Origin of the sequence: Dactylosporangium sp. NPDC050588, assembly GCF_040654975.1 — a bacterium.
GTDB classification, from domain to species: domain Bacteria; phylum Actinomycetota; class Actinomycetes; order Mycobacteriales; family Micromonosporaceae; genus Dactylosporangium; species Dactylosporangium maewongense.
In genome coordinates this window covers 36663-59980 of record NZ_JBFAJA010000028.1, presented here as the reverse complement: position 1 = coordinate 59980, position 23318 = coordinate 36663, and the positions used below count along the sequence as shown (strand labels likewise).

Genomic DNA, 23318 nt, shown 5'->3' with positions numbered 1-23318 from the left:
ACGGTGCCGGTAAAGCCCGTCGTGGTGGGTAGCGAGATTACAGCGTGACCCATCCGCCGGTCCGCGCGGAGGCATACCAGAGATCCACGAGACGTACGGCGTCCAGTCCTTCGTCCCCCCGCACCGGGAACGGTTCCCTCAGCCCGACGGCCCGGTCGGCTGCCCGAAAATACTCTAGATGACCTGAGCCGTAAAGGAGGTCCACACCATCGGCCTCAGGTGCCGGCGGGATCAGCCCCGCGGGTGAGGAGACCACCCGGGAACCATCGATGACGACGTTTCCCTGATCGGCGAACAGGGTCATCCGCACCCCGGCACCGCGTGCCGCGACGGCCGCCACCGACACGGATGCGCTGACGTCGCCGGGCAGCGCGATCAGCGCCGTCGCGACCTCGTCGTTCGGTCCGGTCACCTGGCCCACGAGTCGCTCCGGCACGCCGAGCCACCACACGAGCAGGTCGAGGTAATGGACCCCGACCGTGCGCAGGAGGCCGCCTCCGGCCCGCGCCCGGTCCGTCTGCCAGCCGGGCACCTGGACGGGCGCCGGCAGGTTGACCTCGACGGTGACGCTGCGCACCCGGAGCGTACCGCCGGCGATGAGATCCCTGACCCAACGCAGTTGGGCGTAGGCCCGGTAGTTCATCAGGCACCCGAGCTCGACACCGGCGGCTCTGGCGGTGGACACCATCCGCTCCGCCTCTTCGGCGTCACGGGCGAGCGGCTTCTCCACGAGGACGGCGAGCCCGTGGGCCGCCGCCACATCGACCGTCCACTCGTGCAGGTCGTGCGGCAGCGCCACCGAGAGCGCGTCGGGACGGGTCCGCTCGATCGCCGCCTCGAGATCGCTGTGGACCGCGTAGCCGGCGGCGGAGGCCTTCTGGCGGGCCTCCGGCACGGAGTCGACGACACCGGCGACGACGGCCGACGGGACGCGCGAGAGCGCGGCCGCGTGCACCTCGCCGGCCCGGCCGTAACCGACGATCAGCCAGCGGCTCATCGCGCGCCTCCGGCCCGCGTCCGGAACCACTCCGCGACGGACGCCCAGTCCTGCTCCGCCGCCGTCCCCGCGGCCTCCTCGCCGAGCGCGCCGGCGATGACGTCGCCGAGGGGCAGGCGTCCCCCATGGAGCTGCGCCTCCGCCCGGGCGAGGTCGACGTCCTTCTTCCCGAGTCGCATCGTGAAGGCGACCGGCTCATATCGTTGCTCGGCGACCATCTGACCGTAGGCCCGATGGATCAGTCCGGAGAACAGCCGCTCGGTGAGGACGTCGAGCAGCTGGTCCGCCTTGAGCCCGCCGCGTTCGGCGATCCCGGCCACCTCGCCGAGCGAGCCGGCCGTCACCGCGATCAGGTAGTTGCCCAGGATCTTGACGAGGTTGGCCTGCGCCGGCTCGGGGAAGGTGTGGACGCTGACCGCGAGGTCGGCCAGGACCGGACGGATCAGGCCCACCGGCTCGGCGTCGCCACCCGCGACGATCGTGAGCTGACCTCCGGCCGCGGCCGCGGACCGGCCGAAGGCCGGCGCCGAGACGTAGTGGGCGCGCCGGGAGCGGTACAGCCCGTGGAGCTCGCGCGAAAGACCGGGAGAGATGGTCGCGCAGTTGACGTGGACACTGCCCGGCTTGACGGCCGCGAGGACCGTGGCGCCGCCGAGCACGTCCCGCACGACCTCGTCGTCCGGCAGCATGCTCACGACGATGTCGCGCGAGGCCGCCTCGGCGATGTCGGGCGTGACGGTGACCCCGCGCGCGGCGGCGTCGGCCGCGCGCGCCGCGCCGCGGTTCCATCCGAGGACGGGACGGCCCCGGTCGACCAGCCTCGCGGCCATGGCCGCGCCCATGGCACCCAGCCCGATCCACCCGATGGCCGGCTCCGCGTGGGCTCCCGGTGTCGCGCCGCTCATGGTCACGACCACTGCCAGGTCGAGCCGCGCCGGAGGAAGCTGTCGCAGCCGGTCTCCTGGAACAGCTCGAGCTGGACCTCGTTCGCGCGGCGCACGGCCTCCTTGAGATCGACCTGGACCGGCTGACCCCGGCGCATCACGGTGCGGCCGCGCACGACGACCCGGTCGATGGAGTCGGGGGCGGGCCCGCCGGACCAGACGAGGTTGGCCAGCAGCGCCCCTTCGGGAGCGGCGGTCGGCTCGGTCGACAGGTCGATCACGAGCAGGTCGGCCTCCTTGCCCACCTCGAGCGACCCGATCCTGTCGCCGAGGCCGAGCGCCCGGGCACCGCCGATGGTGCCGAGCTCGAGCGCCTCCTCCGCGGTGCCGAACAGCAGTTCGTCGCCGAAGTGGCCCTTGTCGCCCCGGACGAGCTTGCGCGCGCTGTCACCGATGCGCTGGGCCATGAGGTAGGACCGCATCCCGAGCCAGAAGTTGTGGCCGTAGGAGACCACCGGGCCGTCGAGACCGAGTCCGACGGTGACCCCCGCGTTCAGGTACTGACGCGAGTCGAAGGTGACCATGCCGAGGATGAGCTCCATGTCCGGCACGAGGGAGACGCTGGCGCCGGCGCGAGCCAGCAGCTCGGCCTCGCCCGGGCGGATGTTCTGGGCGTGGATGCCGATGACGTGCTTGTCGAGCATGCCTTCCGAGTGCAGCCACTCGAAGGAGCCGCCGGCCCAGCCGCGCACGTCCTTGAGGTAGGCGCCGTCCATCATCGAAGGCGCGTGGATGTCGAACTGCTTGTCGTTGTCGAGGGTCCACTTGTACAGCGCGCGCAGGTCGGACTCGCTGACGTAGGTGATGCCGATGGTGCTCGCCGTCACCGACATCGTCTCCGAGTCGTAGGCCGCGGCAAGCCGGTCGGTTTCGCTGAGCGCGGTCTCGATGTCCTCACGCAACTCCTCCGGCACCGCGAGCGGGTCGTTGACGAGCAGGCGCGCGGCGCGGGCGCGGATGCCCGCGTCGGTCAGGGCGCGCAGCACGCCGTCCATCGAGCGCTTGTTCGCGTGGGTGAAGTGATCGTCGGTCGTCGTGGTCACGCCCGAACGCAGCAGGTCGAGCGTCGGCGTCATCGCCGACCAGTAGGACCGCTCCTCGTCGCAGGCACCGGTCATCGGGTAGTAGAACCCGAAGAGCCGCTCCTGGAACCTCGTCCCCTCGGCCATGCTGCGGATGCAGCCCTGGACGAGGTGCGTGTGCGTGTTGACGAGCCCGGGCATGACGAGGTGGTCGTCCCCGCCCCAGGTCTCGCTCGGCTGATACGGGGCCGGCCCGGTGCCGACACCGACGATGGCGCCGTCGGTGACCGCGACCCATCCGTCGGAGAGGACGCGCCGGTCGGTGTCCATGGTGATGATCCGGCCCCGGATCAGGACGTCACACGGTGATGGCTCGTTCATGTGGGGACCTTCCTCTGGCGCCGCGGCGGCGCCGTCCGGTGACGGACGACGCGGGTCCGCGGTCGCAGGACGGGAATCAGGCTTGGTCGAACTGTCCTGGGTAGTGGCACGCGACGAGCAGGCCGTCCCGCCGAGGCGTCAGGCGCAGCTCGTCGGTGCGGCAGTCGGGGCGCGCGATCGGGCAACGCGGCGCGAAGCCGCAGGCGGACGCCGGGTCGACGTCGCCGGCGTCCCCGCGCAGCGGGATCTCGGGTCGCCGCTCATCGGTTTCCAGTTGCGGGACGGCGCTGAGCAGGGCCGCCGTGTACGGGTGCAGGGGGTCGGTGAGCAGGCTGCTCGCCGGCCCGGCCTCGACGACGCGGCCGAGGTACATGACGGCGACGCGGTCGCAGAGGTGCCGGATGACGCTGATGTCGTGGGAGACGAGCACGGCCGTGAGCCCGAGATCCTTCTTCAGGTCCTGCAGCAGGTTGATGATCTGCGCCTGGACCGACAGGTCGAGTCCGGACATCGGCTCGTCCATGACGACGACCTTGGGCTGGACGACGAGCGCCCGGCAGATGCCGACGCGCTGGCGCTGGCCGCCGGAGAGCTCGTGCGGGTAGCGGGACTCGATGCTCGGCATGAGGCCGCACTCGGCCATGTACTCGCGGATCCGCTTGGCGCGCTGCGCCTTCGAAAGGCCGGTGAGCCGCTTGAGCGGCTCCTCGATGATCTGCCAGACGGTGCGCCGGGGGTTGAGCGAGCCGAAGGTGTCCTGGAAGACGTACTGGACGAAGGTGTGGTCGACGCCGCCGCGCCGGTGCGTGAGCTCCCTGCCGTCGGCGTAGCGGATGAGGCCGTCGGACGGCTGGTCGAGCCCGGCGAGAATCCGCGCCGTCGTCGACTTACCGCAGCCGGACTCGCCGACGATGCCGAGGGTCTCGCCGAACGCGAGCTGGAGGTCGACGCCGTCGACCGCCTTGGTGACGTGACCACCGCCGGCGAACACGCGGCGCAGCCCCTCGACGCGGATGGCCGGGACGCCGGGTTCGGCGGGGGCCGGGGGCAGCGAGATCGACACGCCGGGCTTCCGGGCGGGATCGCTCGGCACGGGCGCGGCGAAGGGGTGGATGCAGCGCACGAGGCGGTCCTCGGACGCGTCCGGCGCCGGCACGAGCGCCGGGTTGGCCACGCCGCACTCGGCCGTCGCGACCGCACAGCGCGGCTGGAACCGGCATCCGCCGGGAAACTTGAACAGCTCCGGCGGCCCGCCGGAGATGGCGTTGAGCTTCATGCCGGGTCGGCCGTTCTCCGGTCGCGCGTCCAGCAGGGCCCGGGTGTACGGGTGGGCCGGCGCGGCGAGCACCTCCTCGGTGGGCCCGCTCTCGACGACGTTGCCGGCGTACATGACGACGACGCGGTCGCTGTAACCGGCGACGACGCCCAGATCGTGGGTGATCAGCAGCACGCCCATCCCCCAGGACACAGCGGCCTCGCGGACCAGGCGCAGGATCTGGGCCTGGACGGTCACGTCGAGTCCGGTGGTCGGCTCGTCGGCGATGAGCACCTTGGGCTCGTTGGCGAGCGCCATTGCGATCATGACTCGCTGCTGGGTGCCACCGGACAGCTCGTGGGGGTACTGGTCGATCCGCTGCCTGGGGTTGACGATGCCGACGTCGCCGAGCAGGCGCAGGGTCCGCTCGCGCACGGCCTCCCTGGACAGCTTGCGGTGGACCGTCATGGCCTCGCCGATCTGCTGCCCGACCGTGTGGAACGGGTTGAGCGCCGTCATCGGGTCCTGGAAAATCATCCCGATGTCGCCGCCTCGCACCCGGCGCAGGTCGGCGGGCTTCAGTGCGGTGAGGTCCCGCCCCTCGAGCAGCACGCTGCCGCGGGCGAGCCGCACGGGGTTCCGGATCAGCTGGAGCACCGAGAGGGCGGACAGGGACTTGCCCGACCCTGTCTCGCCGACGATGGCCACGATCTCTCCGGCGGCGACGTCGAAGTCGATGCCCGTGACGGCGTCGGTCTGGCGCTTGCCCTTGGTGATCGTCACGGTGACGTCGCGCACCGCGAGCAGGGGCGCGTTCGGGGTGGCAGTCATCGGGTCCTCGGGTTCAGCGTCGTGCGGAGCGTCCGGCCCAGCACGGTCGCGCAGAGCACCGTGACGGTGATGGCGACGGCGGGCATGAACGCGTACCACGGGTTCTGGATGAGGAAGGCGCGCCCGGAGGCGAACAGCTGGCCCCAGTCGGAGGCCGGGGGCTGCACGCCGAGGCCGAGGAAGCTGAGGCCGCTCACGAGCAGGAGCACCGTCGCGACCGCGAACGTCCACAGGACGAGCACGGACGACATGACGTTGGGCAGGATGTGCTGGAAGGTGATGCTGAGGGTCGACCCGCCGCTGCCGCGCGCCGCGAGGACGAAGTCGGCCTGCCGGAGGGTGAGCACCGCGCTGCGCACGACGCGGGCGAAGTGGACCCATCCGAAGATCGACAGCACGATCAGCAGCGAGCTGATGCTGTTGCCCTGCGACGTGATGACGACGAGGGCGAGGACGATGTTGGGGAAGGCGAGCTGCACGTCGCAGAGCCAGTCGACGACCGGCCCGATCCACCGGCGGTTCATGCCGCCGACGAGTCCGAGCACGGTGCCGACGACGGCACTGATCGTGGCCGCACCGAAGGCGAGGGCCAGCGCCGTCCGGGCGCCGAAGATGAGCCGTGAGAGCAGGTCGCGACCGAGCTCGTCGGTGCCGAGCAGATGCTCGCCGCTGCCGCCGGCCCACACCGGCTTGAGCAGTGACTTCGCGGGGTTCAGCTGCCCGGGGTCGTAGGGCGCGACCTGGTCGGCCAGCAGGGTCACCACGACGATGCCGAGCAGCACGACGAGGCTGAGCACGCCGGCCTTGGAGCGCAGGAACGAGCGCATCAGGGTCCGTGACAGGTCGCGGCGCTCGGGGACGGACGGGCCGGCGGGCGTTGCCGCGGCCGCCGGGACCTCGGCCGCGACCGCGTCGATGCGGTCGGCCGGACCCGGCACGCCGGCCGGTTGCGGTGGCTGAGCCATGGTCAGCGCCCCTTTCGGATCCGCGGGTCGAGCTGGCGGTAGGCGATGTCGATGACGAGGTTGACGACCACGACGAGGACGGCCGCGACGAAGGTCGCCGCGCCGACGACGGGGTAGTCACGGTTGGAGACGCCGGAGATGAGCACGTGTCCGAGACCGGGCCAGACGAAGATGAACTCGACGACGACGCCTCCGGAGAGCATCCCGGCGAAGTCGACGCCGAGGACGGTGATGAGGCTGTTGAGCACCGGTCGGATCGCATGACGGGTCACGAGCCGGGCGGGCGGGACGCCCTTGGACAGCGCGGTGCGGACGAAGTCCTCCTGCATGCTGTCGGCCAGGCCCGCCCGGGTCACCTCGAGGATGCGGGAGATGGGATGGATGGCGAGGACGAGGATCGGCAGGATGACCGCCCGTGGGTCCGAGGCGAAGCCGGCCGTCGCCAGTGTGGGCACCCAGCGCAGCTGGACGCCGAACAGGTAGACGAGCAGCACCGCGACGGCGAAGACGGGGATGGCCTGGCCGCCCACGACGATGACGTCCATCAGCTTGTCGTAGATCCGGCTGCGGGCGAGCGCGGCGATCATGCCGAGCGGGATGCCGATGAGCGGCGCGAGCGCGAGCGCGGCCAGAATGAGCCCGAGCGTGGCGGGCAGCCGGTGCAGCACCTCCGCCATCGCGTCGCTGTTGAGCCGGTACGAGTCGCCGAAGTCGAACAGGAACGCCCGGGAGACGAACTCCCAGTACTGCGTCATGATCGGCCGGTCGAGCCCGAGATCGGTGCGGATCCGCGCGAGGTCGGCGGGTGTCGCGTCCTGCCCGGCGAGCGCCTTGGCCGGGTCACCGGCGATCCGGAGCAGGACGAACAGGAGCGTGAGGACGCCGACGGCGACCAGGACGAGCCGCACGACACTGCGCACCGCGAAGCGGACGACGCCGTGCGAGAGGAGCCGGGACCAGACAGGGGCCTGAGGGCCCGGGTCACCGCCACGGGTCGTCGCGGGGGCGGTGCCCATGGGCGCGACGTTCAGAGTCATGCGATCAGCCTTTCCGTCGCTACGGGCACGGGCGTCGGGAGTCGTCGATGGGGTTCGCGGACAGACGGACGAGCAGCTCCGCGAGCCAGTCGGGCCGCGCGATCATCACGTCGTGAGGGCTGTCGACGACATGCGTGGACCACCCCTCGCCGGACCGGACGCGGGAGAGGTACGGACGGTCGGAGGACTCCCCTGGCCGGCCGCACAGGACGTAGTCCTTGGGCAGGTCGAGCGGCCACCCGCCGGGCAGGCGGACCGGGTCGGTCACGCACCGCAGGGGCTGAGGGGTGACGCTGCCGGCGATCCAGGCGTTGTCCGCCGGGGAGAGCCGGTCGTCGGGCCCGCCGGCGATGGGGATGATGTCGGTGTCGCCGTGCCGCCTCGCCCGGGCCCGGATCGCGGCGCCCTTCGGGTGCACGTCCGCCCCGCTCTCGCCGTCCTCGACGACGGGACCGTCGAGGAGGACGACCCGCGCGACGTGCTCGGGCCCGGCCCCGACGACGCCCGCGACGACGACCGCGCCGTAGCTGTGGCCGACGAGACATACCGCGGCCGGAGCCTGCCGGGCCAGGACGGCGCGGACGTCGTCGACGTGCGTCTGCAGGCCGACCTCGGGACCGAGCAGGTGCGCGCGGTCCGCGAGTCCGGTCAGCGTCGGCGCTTCCCACTCCACCCCCGCCGCGTCGAGCAGCGGGGTCAGGCGCTGCCAGCACCAGGCTCCGCGGCCGGCGCCGTGGACGAGCACGACCCTCAGGCGATTCACGGCACCTCCATCAGTCGGAACGGCGTTCCGCACAACGTAATCCAGAGCTACTGGGCGGTCAATGCTTTTCGTCGCCCCCGGTCGCCGCGATCAGCTGGGCGACCGCGGCCGGACGCTCGACGTGCGGCCAGTGCCCACAGCCCGCCAGATGGGCGCGCCGGACGCCACCCTCCCGGGTCCCAGGCACTCCTGAGCTGCTCACTGCCGCCCAGCCGGGGTCGCCGAAGATGCCGAGACCGTGCAGCGGCGAGTCCCGGGAGGGCTCCCTGGACCACTCCAGCACCGAGGACAGCGCCTCGGCCATGGCCGCCGGGTCGAGCTGTCCGGTCACCGAGGACAGGCCCAATTGTTCCCGCTTCATGTTCACTTTTGCGGAACGGCGTTCCGCGTCAGCGAGATCGATTGGCCCAATGGCTGCTTCGACCCAGGCCCACGACGTCTCCACGGTGACGACACGGGTGACGAGCGCCGGTTCGAGCCGGGCCGCGGCGAGCGCGACGGCGCCACCGAGGCTGTGGCCGACGAGGAGGGCCGGCCCGCGGTCCAGTGCGCGCACGAGGTCGAGCACGCACCGCGCCATCGCCCCGACCCCGTAGGCCGGACCGAGCGCCGCCCCCGTGCGCGGGTGGCCCGGCAGCCCGGGGACGACGACGTCGTGCCGGCCCGCGAGCTCGAGGGCGAGCGGCCGCAGGTCCTCCCCGGAACAAGCCCAGCCGTGCAGCAGCACCGCGAGTGGCCCCTCTCCGGGGTACCGGTCGTACGCGAGCACAGCGGACACGGCGCTCGTCAGTGCCCGGCCGGTCGCGCCGGCGGCAGGTCGACGTAGACCTGCATCGAGGCGTTGACGCGACAGACCATGCAGTAGAAGGAGGTGAGGATGATGAGTTCGGCCGTCTCCCTGACCCCGAGGCGCGACTGGCACTCCCGCACGAGCGGCTCCGGGGCCCCACCGCCGACGACCGCCGCGGCGAGGTCGCAGGCGAGGCGCTCGTCGGCGTCGAGCCGATCCGTCTCGCCGGAGGCCGCCGCGCGGAGCGCCCGTGCGTCCACCCCGGCAGCGGCGGCCAGCCGCTCGTGCGACGCGGCCACCCGCCCGTTGCCGTGCAGCCGTGCGACGGTGATGATCGCCGGCTCCGTGAGCCGCGGCTCGACCGCCAGCTCACGGCGCAGCCGGCGGAGCAGGTCGATCCAGCCAGACAGGGCCGTCGGCGCGTTCGCCAGGATGGAGAACAGCTCGGAGACGTGCCCGAACAGCTCGCGGGACTTCTCGTAGGCCTCCATCGTCTCCGGGTCCTGTGTGGACTCGGGGACCGCGGTGAACAGCGCCGACGACCCGCCGGAAGGCATCGAGGTCATGCGGTGATGTAGAGCCGGTCGTAGTACTGCTCGGTCTGGACGTCGCACTGGACCAGGCCCTTGAGGTTCTTCGCCGCGGCGTCCACCCACACGTCGGCGCAGGCGAACAGGAAGCAGGACTCCTCGTGGAAGATCTCGGTCACCTTGGCGAGGATCGCCTGACGCTTGGCCGGGTCCTGCTCACCGAGCTGCTCCTTGTAGAGCTTGTCGAACTCGGGGTTGTTCATGTGGAACGAGCCGCTGTCGGAGACGAACCGGCTGTAGGCCCGCGCGGCGTCCATGTAGGGGCGCGTGAACAGACCGAAGTGGTAGATGTCGGGACGCTGCTTGGTGTTGTAGAAGTACTCGAGCTGCAGCGCGGTGTCGGTCAGCGCGGTGAACTCGACCTTGATGCCGAGCTTGCTGATCGACGACTGCATCCATTCGCCGATGAGCCGGCGCACCGAGCCCGTGCCGGCGAAGGCGGAGGCCATCGTGATGGTGAAGCGCGTGCCGTCGGCCTTCACGGGGTAGCCCGCCTCGTCGAGCATGGCCTTGGCCTTCGCGACGTCGTACGGGTAGTCCTTCACGGTCTCCGTGTAGCCCGGCAGGCCCTTGCCGATGAGCTGGCCGTCGTCGGCGACGGTGCGGTCCTGCAGGACGGACTTGACGAGCTCTTCCTTGTTGAGCGCGTACTGGATCGCCTGGCGGACCCGCTTGTCACCCATCGGGCCGGTCTTGGGCATGCCCTTGTTGTCGACGGAGTCCATGAAGGCACCGAGGTCGTTGCCCTTGGTCAGCTGGACGAGCGTCGCGCCCGCGTTCTTGAGCGTCGGCAGGTTGTTGAGCGGCTGGATGTTGATGTAGTGCACGTCCCCGGCGAGGAGCGAGTTCAGCTGCGTCCCGGCGTCGGTGACCTGTAGGAAGGTGATCTTCTCGAGGGTCGGCTTGCGCCACGTCGTGTCGCCGGCCTTCTTCACGACGGCCTTGTCCGAGGCGTACGACTCGAACTTGTAGGGGCCGGTGCCGATCGGCGCCTTGGCGAACGCGGCGTCACGCGACTTCTGGTCCGTCCCGAGGCCTTCGTAGTACTTCTTCGGCAGGATGGCGACCTGAGCGAGGCGCTTGAGGATGAGCACGTCCGGGGTCTTGGTGACCAGCTCGACGGTCTTGTCGTCGATGATGCGCGCGCTCGCCATCGTCGAGAAGTGCGTGGCGATGCCGTAGCCCTGGGTCGCGGCCCGCTGGAAGCTGAAGACGACGTCCTCGGCCGTCATCGGCGTGCCGTCATGGAACTTGACGCCCTGACGCAGGGTGAACTGCCAGGTCTTGGGGTCGACCTGCTTCCACTGCGTCGCGAGGAACGGGCGGGGCTCGCCGGTGCTGGGGTGGGTGTCGATGAGCGACTCGTAGATGTCGAATCGCCGGGCGCCGCCGCTGACGACGACCATCGGGTCGATGGACGAGGGCAGGTTCGACACGGCGATGGTCGCGTTCTGGGTCGCGGCCAGTTTCACGCCGGCCGGGGGCGTGTCGCCCGGCGCACCGTCGGGCGAGAGCGCCTTGATGTCGTCACCGGCGCCGGACGCGGCGTCGTCGACGCTGCCGCAGGCGGCGAGGGCGAGGGATGCGGCGCCGGACAGCCCCAGGAGCAGCGCGCTCCTTCGGCTGAGCCGAGCCGGGGGGAAGTCGTTCATTTCTGTCCTCCGATGAGGAGATGGCCCGGTTCAGCAGCCGGGAAGGAAGGTGGTGTCTCAAAGGACTGCGAGAGCCGGTCGCGGGAATGGTGTTCCGGTCCGCCGGGCGGGGGATCGACCGCTCGTGTTTCATCTGTCGGAACTGTTTTCCTCTAGATGAGATTATGAAGCCGCTGAAGCGATGTCAACGGCCGTCAAGACCATCACCTGAAGGGCAGCGGCCACCCCCTCGGGAGGTGCCGTCGACACCTCCCGAGGCGGCCCGTTCGGGCCTCAGCCGGCCGGCCGCACCCCGTTGTGCAGGCGGGCCCGGATGAGGTCAAACGCGTATGTGGTGGGATCGACCACCCAACTGCCGGACCAGGGCGAAGGGCCGGTCGCGACAGCACTGCACCCGTTGAGGACGATGGTGACGCCGGCCTGGGCGCGCTCGCGCACGACCTTGTCCAGGGCGTTTGCCCATTCCTCTCCGTGGAACACCTTTTCAACTCCGAGGTTGAGGATGTCGGTCCCTCTGAACCCCTCGGCAAGGCCGTAGCCGCGCAGTCGCGCCTCGAGCTCGGCCGCGATCGTCTCGTTGCGGGTCACCGCCGAGAACGGCCTGCCGAGCCCGTACAGACCCGCCGCGATGAGGCGGAGCAGGCCGAGGAAAGGAATTTCACAGTCGGCGCCGGCCTCCACGCCGGGGTCGAGGACACAGTCCGGCACGACGACGTCATAGCGCGCCGGGTCCAGGCCCGCCGCGACGGCGGTGATGTGCGCCGTCGCGGCCTCGATGTCCTCCGGCCGGTTGAGACCGACCGGCGCCTCGGGGGGCAGGCCGACGAGATCCACGTCGAGGTCCGGCCCGCCGAGCTCGCGCAGCCGCCGCGCCCGGGCCGCGGTGACCGGCTCGGAGAGGTGGATCGGCGAGATCATGCAGATGCGCAGCGGCACCGCTTCGACGTCCGCCATCACAGCTCCAGGGCCGACGGGACACCCGCGACGACGAGGCCGGCGACCTCGGCCCGGTTGATCTTGGCGCTCGAGTTGCGGGGCATCTCGTCGATGAGCAGCAGCCGCGTCAGCTCGGCCGGGAACCCGGCGACAGCGGCCCCGATGGCGGCCCGCTGCTCGGCGACATCGCCCTTGAAGTGGACGACGACGGCCATGTAATCCGCGGGAGCCTCGCCGCCGGCGGGCTTGCCGTCCGTCCGCAGGCCGATCACGACGGAGTCGAGCACGCCGGGGACCTCACCGAGGATCCCCTCGATCTCATACGGGTAGACGTATGCGCCGTTGAGCACGAAGGCGTCCTTCCAACGGCCGAGGATCTGCAGGTTGCCCCGCTCGTCCCAGCGACCGACGTCGCCGGTGTAGAACCACCCGTCGACCGACGCGCCGACGTTGGACACGGTCGTCTCGTGGAGGTCGGACGGCAGGATGTAGCCGGGCGAGATGCCCGGGCCGCTGGCCCGGACCTCCCCGGCGCCGCGCGTGTCGCCGCGGGCGTCCTGCCAGGGCGCGATGTCGACGGTGCTCAGCGGTGCGGGACGCCCGACGGAGGACGAGTCGCCGTACTCCGGCATCGAGGACGTGAGGATCGCGAGCGTGCTGGTCTCGGTGAGGCCGTAGCTGTTAACGACCTCGCCCCGTCCTGCCGCGAGCTCGCCGAGGCGGCGCAGCGTCGCCCGCGGTGTCCGCTGGCCCGTCGCGACGAGGACCCGCAGGCCCTTGTCGAGCAGGCGCTCGGCCGCGCCGGAGTCGAGCATCGCCCGCCAGGCGGGCGCCTGCAGCGGCAGGACGGTGACGCCGTCCTCGCTGTTGCGCTCGATCGAGGCGATGGAGACGTCGTCGAGGGCGATCGTCGTGCCACCCATGAGCGTCATGCCCCGCAGGGCACCGACGGAGACGTTGATGTTCGTCGGGCTGGCGGCGAGCCACCGCTCCGAGTGGCGCAGCCGCATGCACAGCGAGCGGTTGACGGCGTCCCAGTAGTCCGCCCCGACGGAGCGGACCATCCCCTTGGGCACGCCCGTCGTACCCGTCGAGTACTGGATCCCGGACACCGTGTCGGGCGCCCGGAGGCCGACCCACTCGGTGTCGCCGTCCGGCCGCGCGACCTCGTCGTAGGTGTCGGTGCCGGGCTCGGTGAACCAGACGGGCGCCGACCCCATCGCCCGCCGGGCCGCCTCCAGCAGCTCCGGGCCGGTGAACAGCTCCTTGAGATCGAGGGCGCGGGCGGCGACGTCGAGGTGGTTGTTCAGCGTGATGCCGAGCAGCACCGGCTGCAGGCCCGCCGCCTGCGCGGCGAGGTAGAGCTCGAGGCCGAACGTGCCCTGGTAGTGGGCGATGCCGATGCGGTCGCCGGGCTTGCGGCCCCGCTCCCGGAAGCCGCCGACGAGACCGTCGAGACGGGTCCCAAGCTCTCCCCACGTCAGGGTGCGGCGCGACGCGGTCGTCACGTCGCCGACGATGGCGGGCCTGCCGGCCAGCAGATTGATGTTCTGTTTGACCTTGAGAAGCAGATCGGTCATGGATCGCCTCCTGGATGTGCGCAGTGTGATCAGAAAGGCCCGGGCCGACGGGCTAGGCGAGCGGCCGCGTGCGGTTGATGCTCGGGAGGACCTCGGCGACGACGCCCGCGTCGATCGCCGACTCCCAGATCGACGTGAGGGCCGCCTCCGCGCGGGCGCGGACGCCGTCGAGGTCGACGTCGAGGAAGGTGCCGTCCTGGATGAGGACCCGGCCGTCGACCATCTCGAACTGGACGTCGCGGCCGTTGCCGTAGTAGACGAGCGACTGGACGACATCGAGCGCCGGGGCGATCGACGGGTCGGTGACGGCGACGCCGATGAGGTCGGCGCGCGCGCCCTCCTTGATGACGCCGAGGTCCGGCCGGCGCAGGATCGAGGCGGCGCGGCTCGTCGCGAGGTCGAGGACCTCGGCGGCGGTCGGCCGGTGCGACTGGGCGACGGCGATCTTGCCGAGCATCGCGGCGAACTTCAGCTCCTCGACCATGTCGCAGTTGAAGCCGTCGGTACCGAGCGCGATGGAGATGCCCGAGTCCTGGAAGGACACCGAAGGCGAGATGACGGCCTCCTTCGCCTTGCGCGAGGCGCAGTGGACGATGGTGATCCCGGTGTCGGCCGCGAGCCGGCGGTCCTCGTCCGGCAGGTACGTGCCGTGCGCGGCGATGAGCCGCTCGTTGGCCAGCTCGGCCCGCTGCAGGACCCGCAACGGAGTCGTGCCGAAACGTTCCTGCGTCGCGGCGAGCTCGCTCGGCGCCTGACACAGGTGGGTCGTGACGAGGCAGTCGAGCCGCTTCGCCGCAACGCCGACCCCGGCCAGCACGCTGAACTCGTCGGTGTGCACCGCGGCCGGCCCGAGGACCATCGTGATCCGCCCGCCCGCCGCACCGTCCCACTCCCCGAACATCCGCTCGAGCTCCTCGAGCTCGGCCAGCTGGACCTCCTCCGAGGTGGTCTGCTTGCGGTCCTCCCGCCCCCCGGAGAGCTGGCCCAGGCGGGCGGTGACGTCGAGCGGGATCGTCGGACCGGCGAAGGTCCGCACCCCGACGCGATCGGCGATGTGCAGGTAGCCCTCGATGTCGGTCGACGCGTGGTTGAGGATCGTCGTCGTCCCGGTCCGCATCATGCCGAGGACGTCCCACTCGATGACCGCGCGGAACTGCTCCCGCAGCTCGTCCCGGTAGGCGTGCCGCCACAGCCGCGACAGCGGCACGTAGAACGGCATGCCCGTCGGCAGCTCGTAGTCCTCCGACACGGCCCGGCCGACGGGGCCGGCACCCGCGTGGGTGTGCATGTTGACCAGCCCCGGCAGCAGGACCTTGTCGGTCAGCTCGATCCGCCGGGCATCGATGCCCTCGGCCTGGCCGGCCGGCAGGACCTGGGCGATCCGGTCGCCCTCGACGACCACCGCCGCGCCCGTGCGCACCTCACCGCCACCGAGGTACACCCAGCGAGGGAAAATGACCGAACGTTCCACCATCGTCAACCGCCTTCCGGCCCCGTCGTGAGTTTTCGTTGTCGCTGATGCGCGCCCGCCCGCGGCGGGCGCGCGACCATGGCTGCGCTCAGCCCTTTTCCTGCCGCAGGACGAACACGTTGCCGTCGGGGTCCTTGAAGGTCGCCCACCAGCCGAAGCCGGCCAGGAACGGCTCGGAGACGAACTCGACGCCCTTGGCCTTGAGCTCCTCGTAGGTCTGGTGGATGTCGTCGCAGGTGAAGGTGATGCCCGAGTAGAACTCCACCTCGTCGAAGACCGGCCAGTGCAGGATCATCAACGAGTTGCGCGACGCGGGGGCCGTCTCCAACCAGCGACGCGGGGCGAAGTCGGGCATGACGACGTCGCTGACGACCTCCAGGCCGACCTGCTCGGTCCAGAAGCTCGCCGACCGATCCTGGTCACGAACCTTGATGTTCACACCGCGGATTCCGGTGATCATGCGTGTTCCCTTCCGTTGTCGACCGATTCCGATGCCCGTCGCCCGCTGGGCGCCGGGTCGCGTGGGCGAGGGTGCCCACGAAGCACTTCGAACACGACGGCCGTGTCGCTGGCGACGAGGCCGTCCGACAGGCCGTCGCGGTAGACGGCCCGGGCGGCGTCGAACAGGGGCGTCACGGTGCCCGCCTCGGCCGCGGCCGCCCCGATGATCTCGAGGTCCTTGGCGAAGACGTCCATGCGGATGCTCGCCGGCTCGTAGCGCCCCCGCACCATGTCGGGGCCGCGGACACCGAGCATCCGCGAGCCTCCCGCGCCGTCGCCGACGGCGGCGAGCACCTGCCACAGGTCGAGGCCGAGGTCCTGGGCGAACCCGAGCGCCTCGGCCGCGGCGACGTTGTGCACCGCGACGAGATGGTTCGCCACCAGCTTCATCAGGGTGCCGTTGCCGACCTCGCCGAGCTCGAAGTGGGCGCGCGTGAACGCCTCGACGAGGCTCCTGGCCCGTCCGACCGCTTCCGGTGCGCCGCTCACGTAGGCGACGAGGTCGCCGGCCCGGGCCTGGGCACCGGTGCCGCTCAGCGGGCAGTCGAGCATCTCGACGCCCGTGCGGGCGAGGCGGGCCGCCCCGTCGAGCTTGGTGCGCAGATCCAGGGTGCTCGTCTCGACGACGACCGTCCCCGGGCGCGCGTGCTCGACGAGCCCACCGAGGACGGACTCGAAGGCCGCGGCGCTCGGCAGTGAGGTGAGCACGAGGTCGCCGGCGGCGACGAGCGAGGCGAGGTCGTCGTGCACCACGCCCCCGGCGTCGGTGAACGCGCGGCGCCGGTCTGCGTCGATGTCGTAGCCGTGGACCTCGAACGCCCCGCGGGCAAGGACGTTGCCCGCCATGGCGGAGCCCATGACCCCGAGCCCGACGAAGCCGACGACTGGTCGACCGGTCGCGTTCATGACCGGCTCCCTTCGTCCGGGCCGTCATTCCCGGGTCGCGCCCAGTCCCGTACGAGCCGCGCGAAGGGCTCGGCGAACTCGAGGGCGCTGGCGTGCCGCGCCCCGGCAATGACGGCGCGGCGGGCGCCGGGGATCGACCGGGCGAGGCGGGCGGCGCCGTCGTGGAACAGCGGCGCGTCGAGCTCGCCGTCGACGAGCAGGGTCGGCGCCGTGATCGTGCCGAGCCGCGGGGTGACGTCGGCATCGGCAAGGGCCAGGCACGCGAGGGCGTAGCCGCGCGGGTCGGTGCCGCCGAGGGTGCGCTTCACGTAGGCGACCTCGGGCCCGTCGGCGGCGAGGGCGGCGGGGGTGAGCCACAGCTGCAGCGTGGGCTCGACGAACGGGGTCACGCCCAGGCGTCCGGCGTCGGCGGCCCGGGCCCGCCACTTCTCGCGCCAGTCCTCCGGGTAGGACGGGACGGTGGCCGCCACGACGAGGCTTGAGACGAGGCCGGGGTCGTGCGCCCCGAGCTCGAGGGCGACGAGGCCGCCGAGGGACAGCCCCACCACGTGCACGCTCTCGTGGCCGAGGCCGCGCAGGTGCGTCGCGAGCGCGGCCGCGACGTCCGCCGTGCCGTAGGGGTCGTCGGGGACCGGGCAGCCGCCGTGCCCCGGAAGGTCGACGGAGTACACGCCGAGGCCGTCGAGGGAGGCGGCGGCCGGTTGCCAGAAGTCGGCGCCCGCGCCGAGCGGGTGCAGCAGCACGACGGTCGGGCCCTGGCCCTCCCGCAGGGTGCGGCCGCGGACGGCCACCCCGCTCACGACAGGCTCATCTCGACGGGCGGGCTGAGCGCGCCGGCGTCGGTCCGGGTCGCGTTCATCACCATGGCGAGGGTCGTGTAGTAGCCCGCGCAGACGATGACGTCGATGAGCCCCTCCTCGCCGAGCACGTCGAGCGCCCGGTCGTAGCGCTCGTCGGGGATGTCGTTGCCGGCGAGGACGTCGGCGACGACCGCGTAGCCCGTCGCCAGCGGCTCCGCCAGCGGACCCGGCTCCCGGCCGGCCGCGATGTCCTCCACGACCTCCCGGGGGACGCCCGCGTCGAGGGCGAGCTGGCAGTGGTAGCCCCACTCGAAGACCTGGTTGCGGGCGCGAGCCACCTGAAGGACGGCCAGCTCGAGCACCGCCTTGGGCAGGGCGGACCCGAACCGGAGGTGGGCGCCGACCTCCTGCAGCCGAACCATGGCGCCGGGGCTGCGCAGGAGAGGGACGAACGGCCCGAAGAGCGCACCCCGGGGGCCGGCGGTGATCGCCGCGACGGCCTCCTGTTGTGCCGGCGTCAGTGCCGTCGCCGGCAACTGCGGCATCCGGTCACGCACCGCTGCCGTACCTCTCGACCTGGGGCATGACCTCGGTCGCCATGAGCTCCATCGACCGGCGGGCGAGCCCCTCGTCGACCCAGTCGAGGCCGGCGTAGACGAGCTCCCCGAAGGGTCCGGTCTGCTGCTCGAAGGCGACGAGCTGCTCGGCCACCTGCTCGGGCGTGCCGCAGATGACGAGGTCGTCGAGGACCCGGTCAAGGGTGATCGCCTCGTCCGGCTCGCTGCGGTCGCGCTTGAACAGGCCCAGCCGCCCGAGCTTGGTCATCTTGCGCAGCATCTGCTCGTAGTAGAACCGGTAGGGGCTGTTCCGGTCGTCCCGCCCGTAGGCGCGGGCCGCCTGCTCGGTGTCGGCGACGAAGACCGTCCGCGCGATCCGCCAGTCGGCCGTGTCCGCCTTGACCCCTACGGCCTCCTTGCCCTCGACGTACTTGTCCCAGTGCGTGGCCACCCACTGCGGCAGCAGGAAGTTGGCCGACAGGGGGTGGAAGTCCTTGCGGCCCATCTCCACGACGCCCTTGGAGAAGGGCGCGACGACGGTGCCGACGACCTCGGGGCGCGGGCTCTGCAGCGGCTTCGGCAGGACGCCCACACCGAGCGGAAGGTCCATCGACCGCCGCGTCGAGACGCTGTAGCGACCGCTCCCGGACACGATGTCGTAGGGCGGCTCACCCTCCCAGATCTTGAGGATGACCTCGATGGCGTCGGCGAACATCGCGCCCCGGTCCTCGTCGAGGATGCCGAGCACCTCGGCGTCCGACGGCAGCGCCCCGGGGCTGATGCCGAAGATGAGCCGGCCGCCGGTCAGGTGGTCGAACATCGCCGCGTTGGCCGCGACGAGCGCCGGGTGCTGGTGTGACAGGTTCGTCGTGCCGGTCGCGAGCTTGATCCGGGGAGCGTCGCCGACGAGCGTCGCGAGGAACAGCATCGAGTTGGTGATGTTCTCCAGCGTGTCCGTCAGGTGCTCACCGATGAAGGCGTCGTGGAATCCGAGCCGGTCGGCGAGGATGACCGCCTCGCGGTCCTCGCGGAGCGTCTCCGCCCATGGACGTCCGGGGCGGTGCAGTGGCATCGCGAAGTATCCAAGTCTCACCGGCTCAGTCAATCCGCTGGTCAACCCCGGAACAATTACGGCTTCTCACAACCTGACCGGGCCGGGATGTGGGAAGCCGTGATTGCCCCGCCGCCGGGGCGGGAGGTTGACTCGGGACATGACCGTCGTTCGGACGCCAAACGTTGACCGCGACCATTTCCGCAATGTCGCCGGTCGCTTCGCCACCGGCGTCGCCGTCCTCACGTCACGCGGCGTCCAGGCACGGGCCGGCATGACGGTGAGTGCGCTCACGTCACTGTCGCTCGACCCGCCGATGGTCCTGGTCTGCGTCAACCGTTCGGTGCCGACCGAGCGGACCGTCGCCGAGGCGGGCACCTTCTGCCTCAACATCCTCGCCGAGGGCCAGGAACAGCTCGCGCTGCAGTTCGCCCGCCCGAGCGACGACAAGTTCACCGGTGTGCGCGTCCACGAAGGAGTCCTCGGCAATCCCGTCCTCACCGACGCTCTGGCCTCGATCGAGTGCGAGGTGTCGGACACGGTGCAGGCGGGCAGCCACAGCATCTTCATCGGCCGGGCGCGGGACGCCCAGGCGCGTGAGGGCCTGCCCCTGACGTACTTCCGCGGCGGGTTCGGCGGGCTCACGCTCGACCGCTTCAACCAGGTGTACCAGCGGCTGCGCGACATGATCCTCGCGCGGGAGATCGACGGGCACGACGACATCGACGTTCCGAAGCTGGCGCGACGCCTCGACGTCGAGCCGGCCGCCGTCCTCGCCGGGCTGTCGACGCTGCGCCGTGAAGGGCTCATCATGTCGACGCGGCACGGTCATCGGGTCGCCCCGTTCACCGCCGACGACGCCGCGGAGGCGTTCGAGGCGCGCGCGATCATCGAGCAGGGGGTCGCCGACCTGACCGTCGGCTCCGTGTCCGAGGACGACCTGGTCGCCCTCGACCAGCGCTGCGGCGAGCTGTCCCGGTTCATCCTCAACGACGAGTTCACCGATTTCGAGGCCTACCTCGAGGCCAACGACCGGTTCCACCGCTTCCTCATCGGGCTCTCGGGCAACCGGCGCGCCATCGCCCAGTACGAGGCGCTGGCCATGCCGACGATCATGGCGCACAGCTTCGGGATGACCCGGAAGAGCTCCTCGCAGTTCGTCGACGTCCACCAGCGGATCGTCAGCGGCTACCGTCAGCGTGACCTGCCGGCGGTCAAGGCGGCGATCGGGCACTACACCACGCTGGCGACCGAGCGGGCCCGGGAGCTGCTCACATCGCGCGGCGGATCGGTGTAGCCGTCTCGTTCAGGCCGGCGAGCAGGTCGTGCAGGCGCAGCGCGAGCATGAGTTCGGCATGGCGGGACTGCAGGTCGTGACCGAGCAGCTCCTCGATACGGTGGACGCGGTTGCGCACGGTGTTCTCGTGCAGGTGCAGGGCTCTCGCGGTCGCGGCGTAGTTGCGCTCCCGCAGCCAGACACACAGGGTCTCGCGCAGCACGTCGAGCCCGCTGCCGGTGCCGCTCAGGGTCGCGAGTTCCTCCTCGACGAGCTGCGCCGCGATGGGCAGGTCGTCGAGGAAGATCGCCTCGAGACGGACGTCGGCGTACTCGATGACCCCGTCACGGGCGAGCTGGTAGCGCTGATGCTTCCCGGCGAACGCCCCTCGAATCCGGCGCAGCCGGCCCAACTGGCCATAGGCGTGGCGGAGTCCCTCCAGGCCACGCGCGGGCGCGCTCACCTCGGCGGCGACACCGTGCTCGGCCAGCAGCCGGCGCAGCCCCGCCCGCGCCTCGGCGGTCCACGCCCGCCGGGCGAGGAACCGCACGTGGATGCCGTCCGGCTCCGTGTGGTGCAGGACGTCCGTCACGGCACAGGTCGCCTGGACGCGGCGCACCCAGTCGGTGCCGGCATCGGCACGCGACGCGACGGCGATGTGGTCGGCGTCGATGTCGTAGCCGAGTCCGAGCAGTTCGAACTTGTCCGGGACGTGGTCGCTGTTGAGCAGGTCCTTGACGAGTCGGAAGCGGAGATGGTCCCGCGACCGCTGCAGGCTCTCCTCGGTGAGCATGTGCTCGCGGGCCACCTGGGCCAGCGCCGCGTTCTGGTAGGCCATGACGAGCTCGGTGAGCAGGCGGGCGCCCTCACACCGGCGGGCAGGGTCCGCCTCGACGGCGTCGAGGCGGCCCACCCAGTCCCGCCACATGGTGAGGAACCCGACGCGGTAGGACAGGTGCAGGGATGCCTGCACGACGCGCCGCCGGGCCTGGACGACGGCGAGGCGCCGGGGCTGCACGAGGTCGAGCTCGTCGAGCTCGACCTCGCCCATGGCGACCCGGTGCAGGGTCCGCACGTTCTCCGTGACGCTCGCGGTCAGCGCGGCGACGAACTCCTCGTCGTCGCGCAGGTGATCGAACGCCGCGTCGAGGTCGACGGCCACGACCTCCGCGATGAGCTCGGCCGAGACGGCGGACCTGAGGGCCTCCCGCAGCCACACGGGCAGCGGCGGGGGGCAGGCGGACTCCGCGGACACGGCGATCAGCGCTCCTGGAAGGGCAGCAGGACGCTCGACCGGTGGTCACCGCCGCAATGGACGCGGACCCGCGCGGCGTCCCGCCGTTCCGGACGGTCGACCGGGTCGTCGTGCAGGAACGGCCCGCAGCCCTTCATGGCGTTCTTGAAGTTGGACATCGTCACCGCGTCCTCGAGCTCGGGGTTCTCGTAGTCCCGGCCGCCGATGGTCACCGCGAGCGTGTAGCCGGCGGGGACGACGATGCACGTCGGCCAGACCTCGACGTCGACCTCGTACACCTCGCCCGCCTCGACGGGAAGGGTGCGCGAGTGCGAGAGGATCGGCCGCCACGGGGTGGAGCCGGCCTCGTCGAGCTCGCGATGGCTCAGACGCAGCCACCCCATGCTGATCGGCGCGTTGGGGTCGACGGCACCGGCGAAGGTGACCTCCTTGCCGCCGGGGTCGAACAGCCGCACGGTGAGGAAGACGTCGGCGTCGTCCGAGTCGGTGGACACGAACAGCTTCGCCGAGACCGGGCCGGTGATCTCACGGTCCGCGTCGGTCGCCGGCAGCCGGAAGGTGACCTCCCGGCCACCGGAGAACTCGACGGATCCCGGTGCAGCGTCGCTCTGCTGGACGAACTGGAGCAGGTCGGGGTCGAGCTCGAGACGCCGCCACGCCGTCTCCGGCAGCGGCCACGCGGACGCGACCCGCTCCTCGTAGACCTCGCCGGGTGAGCGGACGAGCAGGCTCACGGGCGGGCGCCGGTCCCAGCCGTTGTCGACGCCCTTGAGGAAGTGGTCGAAGAACGCGAGCTGGATCTCCCGCCCGTAGTCCGTGTAGTAGGTCGTCCAGTGCTCCAGGCCGTGCATCTCGAGCCACTTCTGCGCGCTGCCGGCGCGCAGGAAGCCCTCGACGTTGCCGCGCAGGTGCAGCCCGGAGCCGCCCCAGTTCCCGGCGCTGAGCAACGGCACCTCGATGTGCTCCAGCACGCCGGAGCGCTCGCCGTGCCACTCGTCGAGCAGCGGGTGGGAGCGGATGACCGCGCCGAAGTCGCACCGGTTCGCGGCGAGCTCCTCCTCGCTGAGCGTCTCGTCGCCGCAGACGTTGAGGCCGGTGATGGGGTTGACCGGGCCGCGGTCGCCGAGACCGTACTGGACGACCTTGATCTGCTTGTCGTACCAGTGCTCCCAGAACGTCGACAGGATCCCGCCGTGGTGGGACGCGTCGCGGTAGAAGTCGCTCGCGCCCTCCCAGATGCAGACCGCGGCGAGGCCGCGCGGCCGTGCCGCCGCGACCTGCCACTGGTTCATCCCGAAGTAGGACACGCCCGAGGTGCCGACCTTGCCGGTCGACCAGGGCTGGTCCGCCGCCCACTCGACGCACGCGGCGAAGTCCTTCGTCTCGCGCGCGGAGAAGTGGTCGATGTAGCCGGGCGAGCGGCCGCAGCCCCGGGAGTCGACCCGCACGATGGCGTAACCGTGCGGCACCCACTTCTCCGGATCGACGACCTCCCAGTTCTGGTACGCGCAGGAGCTGCCCGCGGCGACGTCAGGGTGGTCGCCCGACAGCGACTCCCACGCCGTGGGGTAGCCCACCTGGAAGGGCAGCCCCTTGGCGTAGGGACCGTAGCTGAGGAGCACCGGGTAGCGTCCGGGCTCCTCCGGCAGGAACACGTCGGCGGCGAGCGGCAGGCCGTCGTCCATCGTGATGGTGACGTCCCACAGGATCCGCATGCCGTCGCGGACCTCCTTGATGCGGGCGGCGGTCTCGGTCACG

The 23318-nt window shown here is 71.3% G+C and carries 21 protein-coding genes; 1 reads left to right on the top strand and 20 read right to left on the bottom strand.

Annotated features, from left to right (window positions below):
* Positions 1-37: 37 nt before the first annotated feature.
* The 18 genes from AB0I21_RS20990 to AB0I21_RS20905 form a co-directional block, all read right to left on the bottom strand.
* Positions 38-997: a Gfo/Idh/MocA family oxidoreductase gene (locus AB0I21_RS20990; protein WP_360563359.1), complete on the bottom strand. Its 960-nt coding sequence runs from the start codon at positions 995-997 to the stop codon at positions 38-40.
* Positions 994-1902, bottom strand: coding sequence for an NAD(P)-dependent oxidoreductase (locus tag AB0I21_RS20985; RefSeq protein WP_360563357.1), 909 nt, complete (start codon positions 1900-1902; stop codon positions 994-996). Before AB0I21_RS20985 ends, AB0I21_RS20990 begins: the two co-directional genes overlap by 4 nt.
* 2 nt (positions 1903-1904) lie before the next feature.
* Positions 1905-3344 carry an amidohydrolase family protein gene (locus AB0I21_RS20980; protein ID WP_360563355.1) on the bottom strand — a complete coding sequence of 480 codons (1440 nt, stop codon included), beginning with the start codon at positions 3342-3344 and terminating at the stop codon, positions 1905-1907.
* A 76-nt stretch (positions 3345-3420) separates the two neighbouring features.
* On the bottom strand, positions 3421-5430 hold the full coding sequence (locus AB0I21_RS20975; RefSeq protein WP_360563353.1) for an ABC transporter ATP-binding protein: 2010 nt from the start codon (positions 5428-5430) through the stop codon (positions 3421-3423).
* Complete coding sequence (locus tag AB0I21_RS20970) at positions 5427-6395, bottom strand: ABC transporter permease (RefSeq protein WP_360563351.1); 969 nt, start codon at positions 6393-6395, stop codon at positions 5427-5429. The genes AB0I21_RS20975 and AB0I21_RS20970 overlap by 4 nt, the downstream gene beginning before the upstream one ends.
* Before the next feature lie 2 nt (positions 6396-6397).
* Complete coding sequence (locus AB0I21_RS20965) at positions 6398-7432, bottom strand: ABC transporter permease (RefSeq protein WP_360563349.1); 1035 nt, start codon at positions 7430-7432, stop codon at positions 6398-6400.
* A 19-nt stretch (positions 7433-7451) separates the two neighbouring features.
* Positions 7452-8195, bottom strand: coding sequence for an alpha/beta hydrolase (locus AB0I21_RS20960; RefSeq protein ID WP_360563347.1), 744 nt, complete (start codon positions 8193-8195; stop codon positions 7452-7454).
* A gap of 58 nt (positions 8196-8253) precedes the next feature.
* Positions 8254-8964 (bottom strand): alpha/beta hydrolase, encoded by a 711-nt coding sequence (locus tag AB0I21_RS20955; RefSeq protein ID WP_360563345.1) that lies wholly within the window; start codon positions 8962-8964, stop codon positions 8254-8256.
* A gap of 17 nt (positions 8965-8981) precedes the next feature.
* Complete coding sequence (locus AB0I21_RS20950) at positions 8982-9551, bottom strand: hypothetical protein (protein WP_360563343.1); 570 nt, start codon at positions 9549-9551, stop codon at positions 8982-8984.
* Positions 9548-11227, bottom strand: a complete 1680-nt coding sequence (locus AB0I21_RS20945) for an ABC transporter substrate-binding protein (protein ID WP_360563341.1) — start codon at positions 11225-11227, stop codon at positions 9548-9550. Before AB0I21_RS20945 ends, AB0I21_RS20950 begins: the two co-directional genes overlap by 4 nt.
* Before the next feature lie 273 nt (positions 11228-11500).
* Positions 11501-12181, bottom strand: coding sequence for an aspartate/glutamate racemase family protein (locus tag AB0I21_RS20940; RefSeq protein ID WP_360563339.1), 681 nt, complete (start codon positions 12179-12181; stop codon positions 11501-11503).
* Entirely contained in the window at positions 12181-13743 is a 1563-nt protein-coding gene (locus AB0I21_RS20935) for a class I adenylate-forming enzyme family protein (RefSeq protein ID WP_360563337.1), read from the bottom strand. The genes AB0I21_RS20940 and AB0I21_RS20935 overlap by 1 nt, the downstream gene beginning before the upstream one ends.
* A 52-nt stretch (positions 13744-13795) precedes the next feature.
* Positions 13796-15184, bottom strand: coding sequence for an amidohydrolase family protein (locus AB0I21_RS20930; protein ID WP_360563335.1), 1389 nt, complete (start codon positions 15182-15184; stop codon positions 13796-13798).
* 118 nt (positions 15185-15302) lie between these two features.
* Positions 15303-15674, bottom strand: a complete 372-nt coding sequence (locus AB0I21_RS20925) for a VOC family protein (protein WP_360563333.1) — start codon at positions 15672-15674, stop codon at positions 15303-15305.
* On the bottom strand, positions 15671-16621 hold the full coding sequence (locus tag AB0I21_RS20920) for an NAD(P)-dependent oxidoreductase (protein WP_360563332.1): 951 nt from the start codon (positions 16619-16621) through the stop codon (positions 15671-15673). The genes AB0I21_RS20925 and AB0I21_RS20920 overlap by 4 nt, the downstream gene beginning before the upstream one ends.
* On the bottom strand, positions 16618-17421 hold the full coding sequence (locus tag AB0I21_RS20915; RefSeq protein WP_360563330.1) for an alpha/beta fold hydrolase: 804 nt from the start codon (positions 17419-17421) through the stop codon (positions 16618-16620). The genes AB0I21_RS20920 and AB0I21_RS20915 overlap by 4 nt, the downstream gene beginning before the upstream one ends.
* Positions 17418-17978, bottom strand: a complete 561-nt coding sequence (locus AB0I21_RS20910; RefSeq protein WP_360563329.1) for a carboxymuconolactone decarboxylase family protein — start codon at positions 17976-17978, stop codon at positions 17418-17420. Before AB0I21_RS20910 ends, AB0I21_RS20915 begins: the two co-directional genes overlap by 4 nt.
* Positions 17971-19071, bottom strand: a complete 1101-nt coding sequence (locus AB0I21_RS20905; protein WP_360563327.1) for an LLM class flavin-dependent oxidoreductase — start codon at positions 19069-19071, stop codon at positions 17971-17973. The genes AB0I21_RS20910 and AB0I21_RS20905 overlap by 8 nt, the downstream gene beginning before the upstream one ends.
* Before the next feature lie 118 nt (positions 19072-19189).
* On the opposite strand from AB0I21_RS20905, the gene AB0I21_RS20900 reads away from it, so the two are divergent.
* The gene (locus tag AB0I21_RS20900) at positions 19190-20326 is read left to right on the top strand and encodes a flavin reductase (protein WP_360563325.1); all 1137 of its coding nucleotides are present in this window, start codon (positions 19190-19192) and stop codon (positions 20324-20326) included.
* Here the strand turns inward: AB0I21_RS20900 and AB0I21_RS20895 are convergent.
* Both AB0I21_RS20895 and AB0I21_RS20890 read right to left on the bottom strand, forming a co-directional pair.
* Entirely contained in the window at positions 20301-21560 is a 1260-nt protein-coding gene (locus AB0I21_RS20895) for a helix-turn-helix domain-containing protein (RefSeq protein WP_360563323.1), read from the bottom strand. The genes AB0I21_RS20900 and AB0I21_RS20895 overlap by 26 nt on opposite strands.
* A gap of 5 nt (positions 21561-21565) precedes the next feature.
* A complete protein-coding gene (locus AB0I21_RS20890) occupies positions 21566-23317 on the bottom strand; it encodes a CocE/NonD family hydrolase (RefSeq protein ID WP_360563321.1) in 1752 nt (583 codons plus the stop codon).
* Between the last annotated feature and the right edge of the window lies 1 nt (position 23318).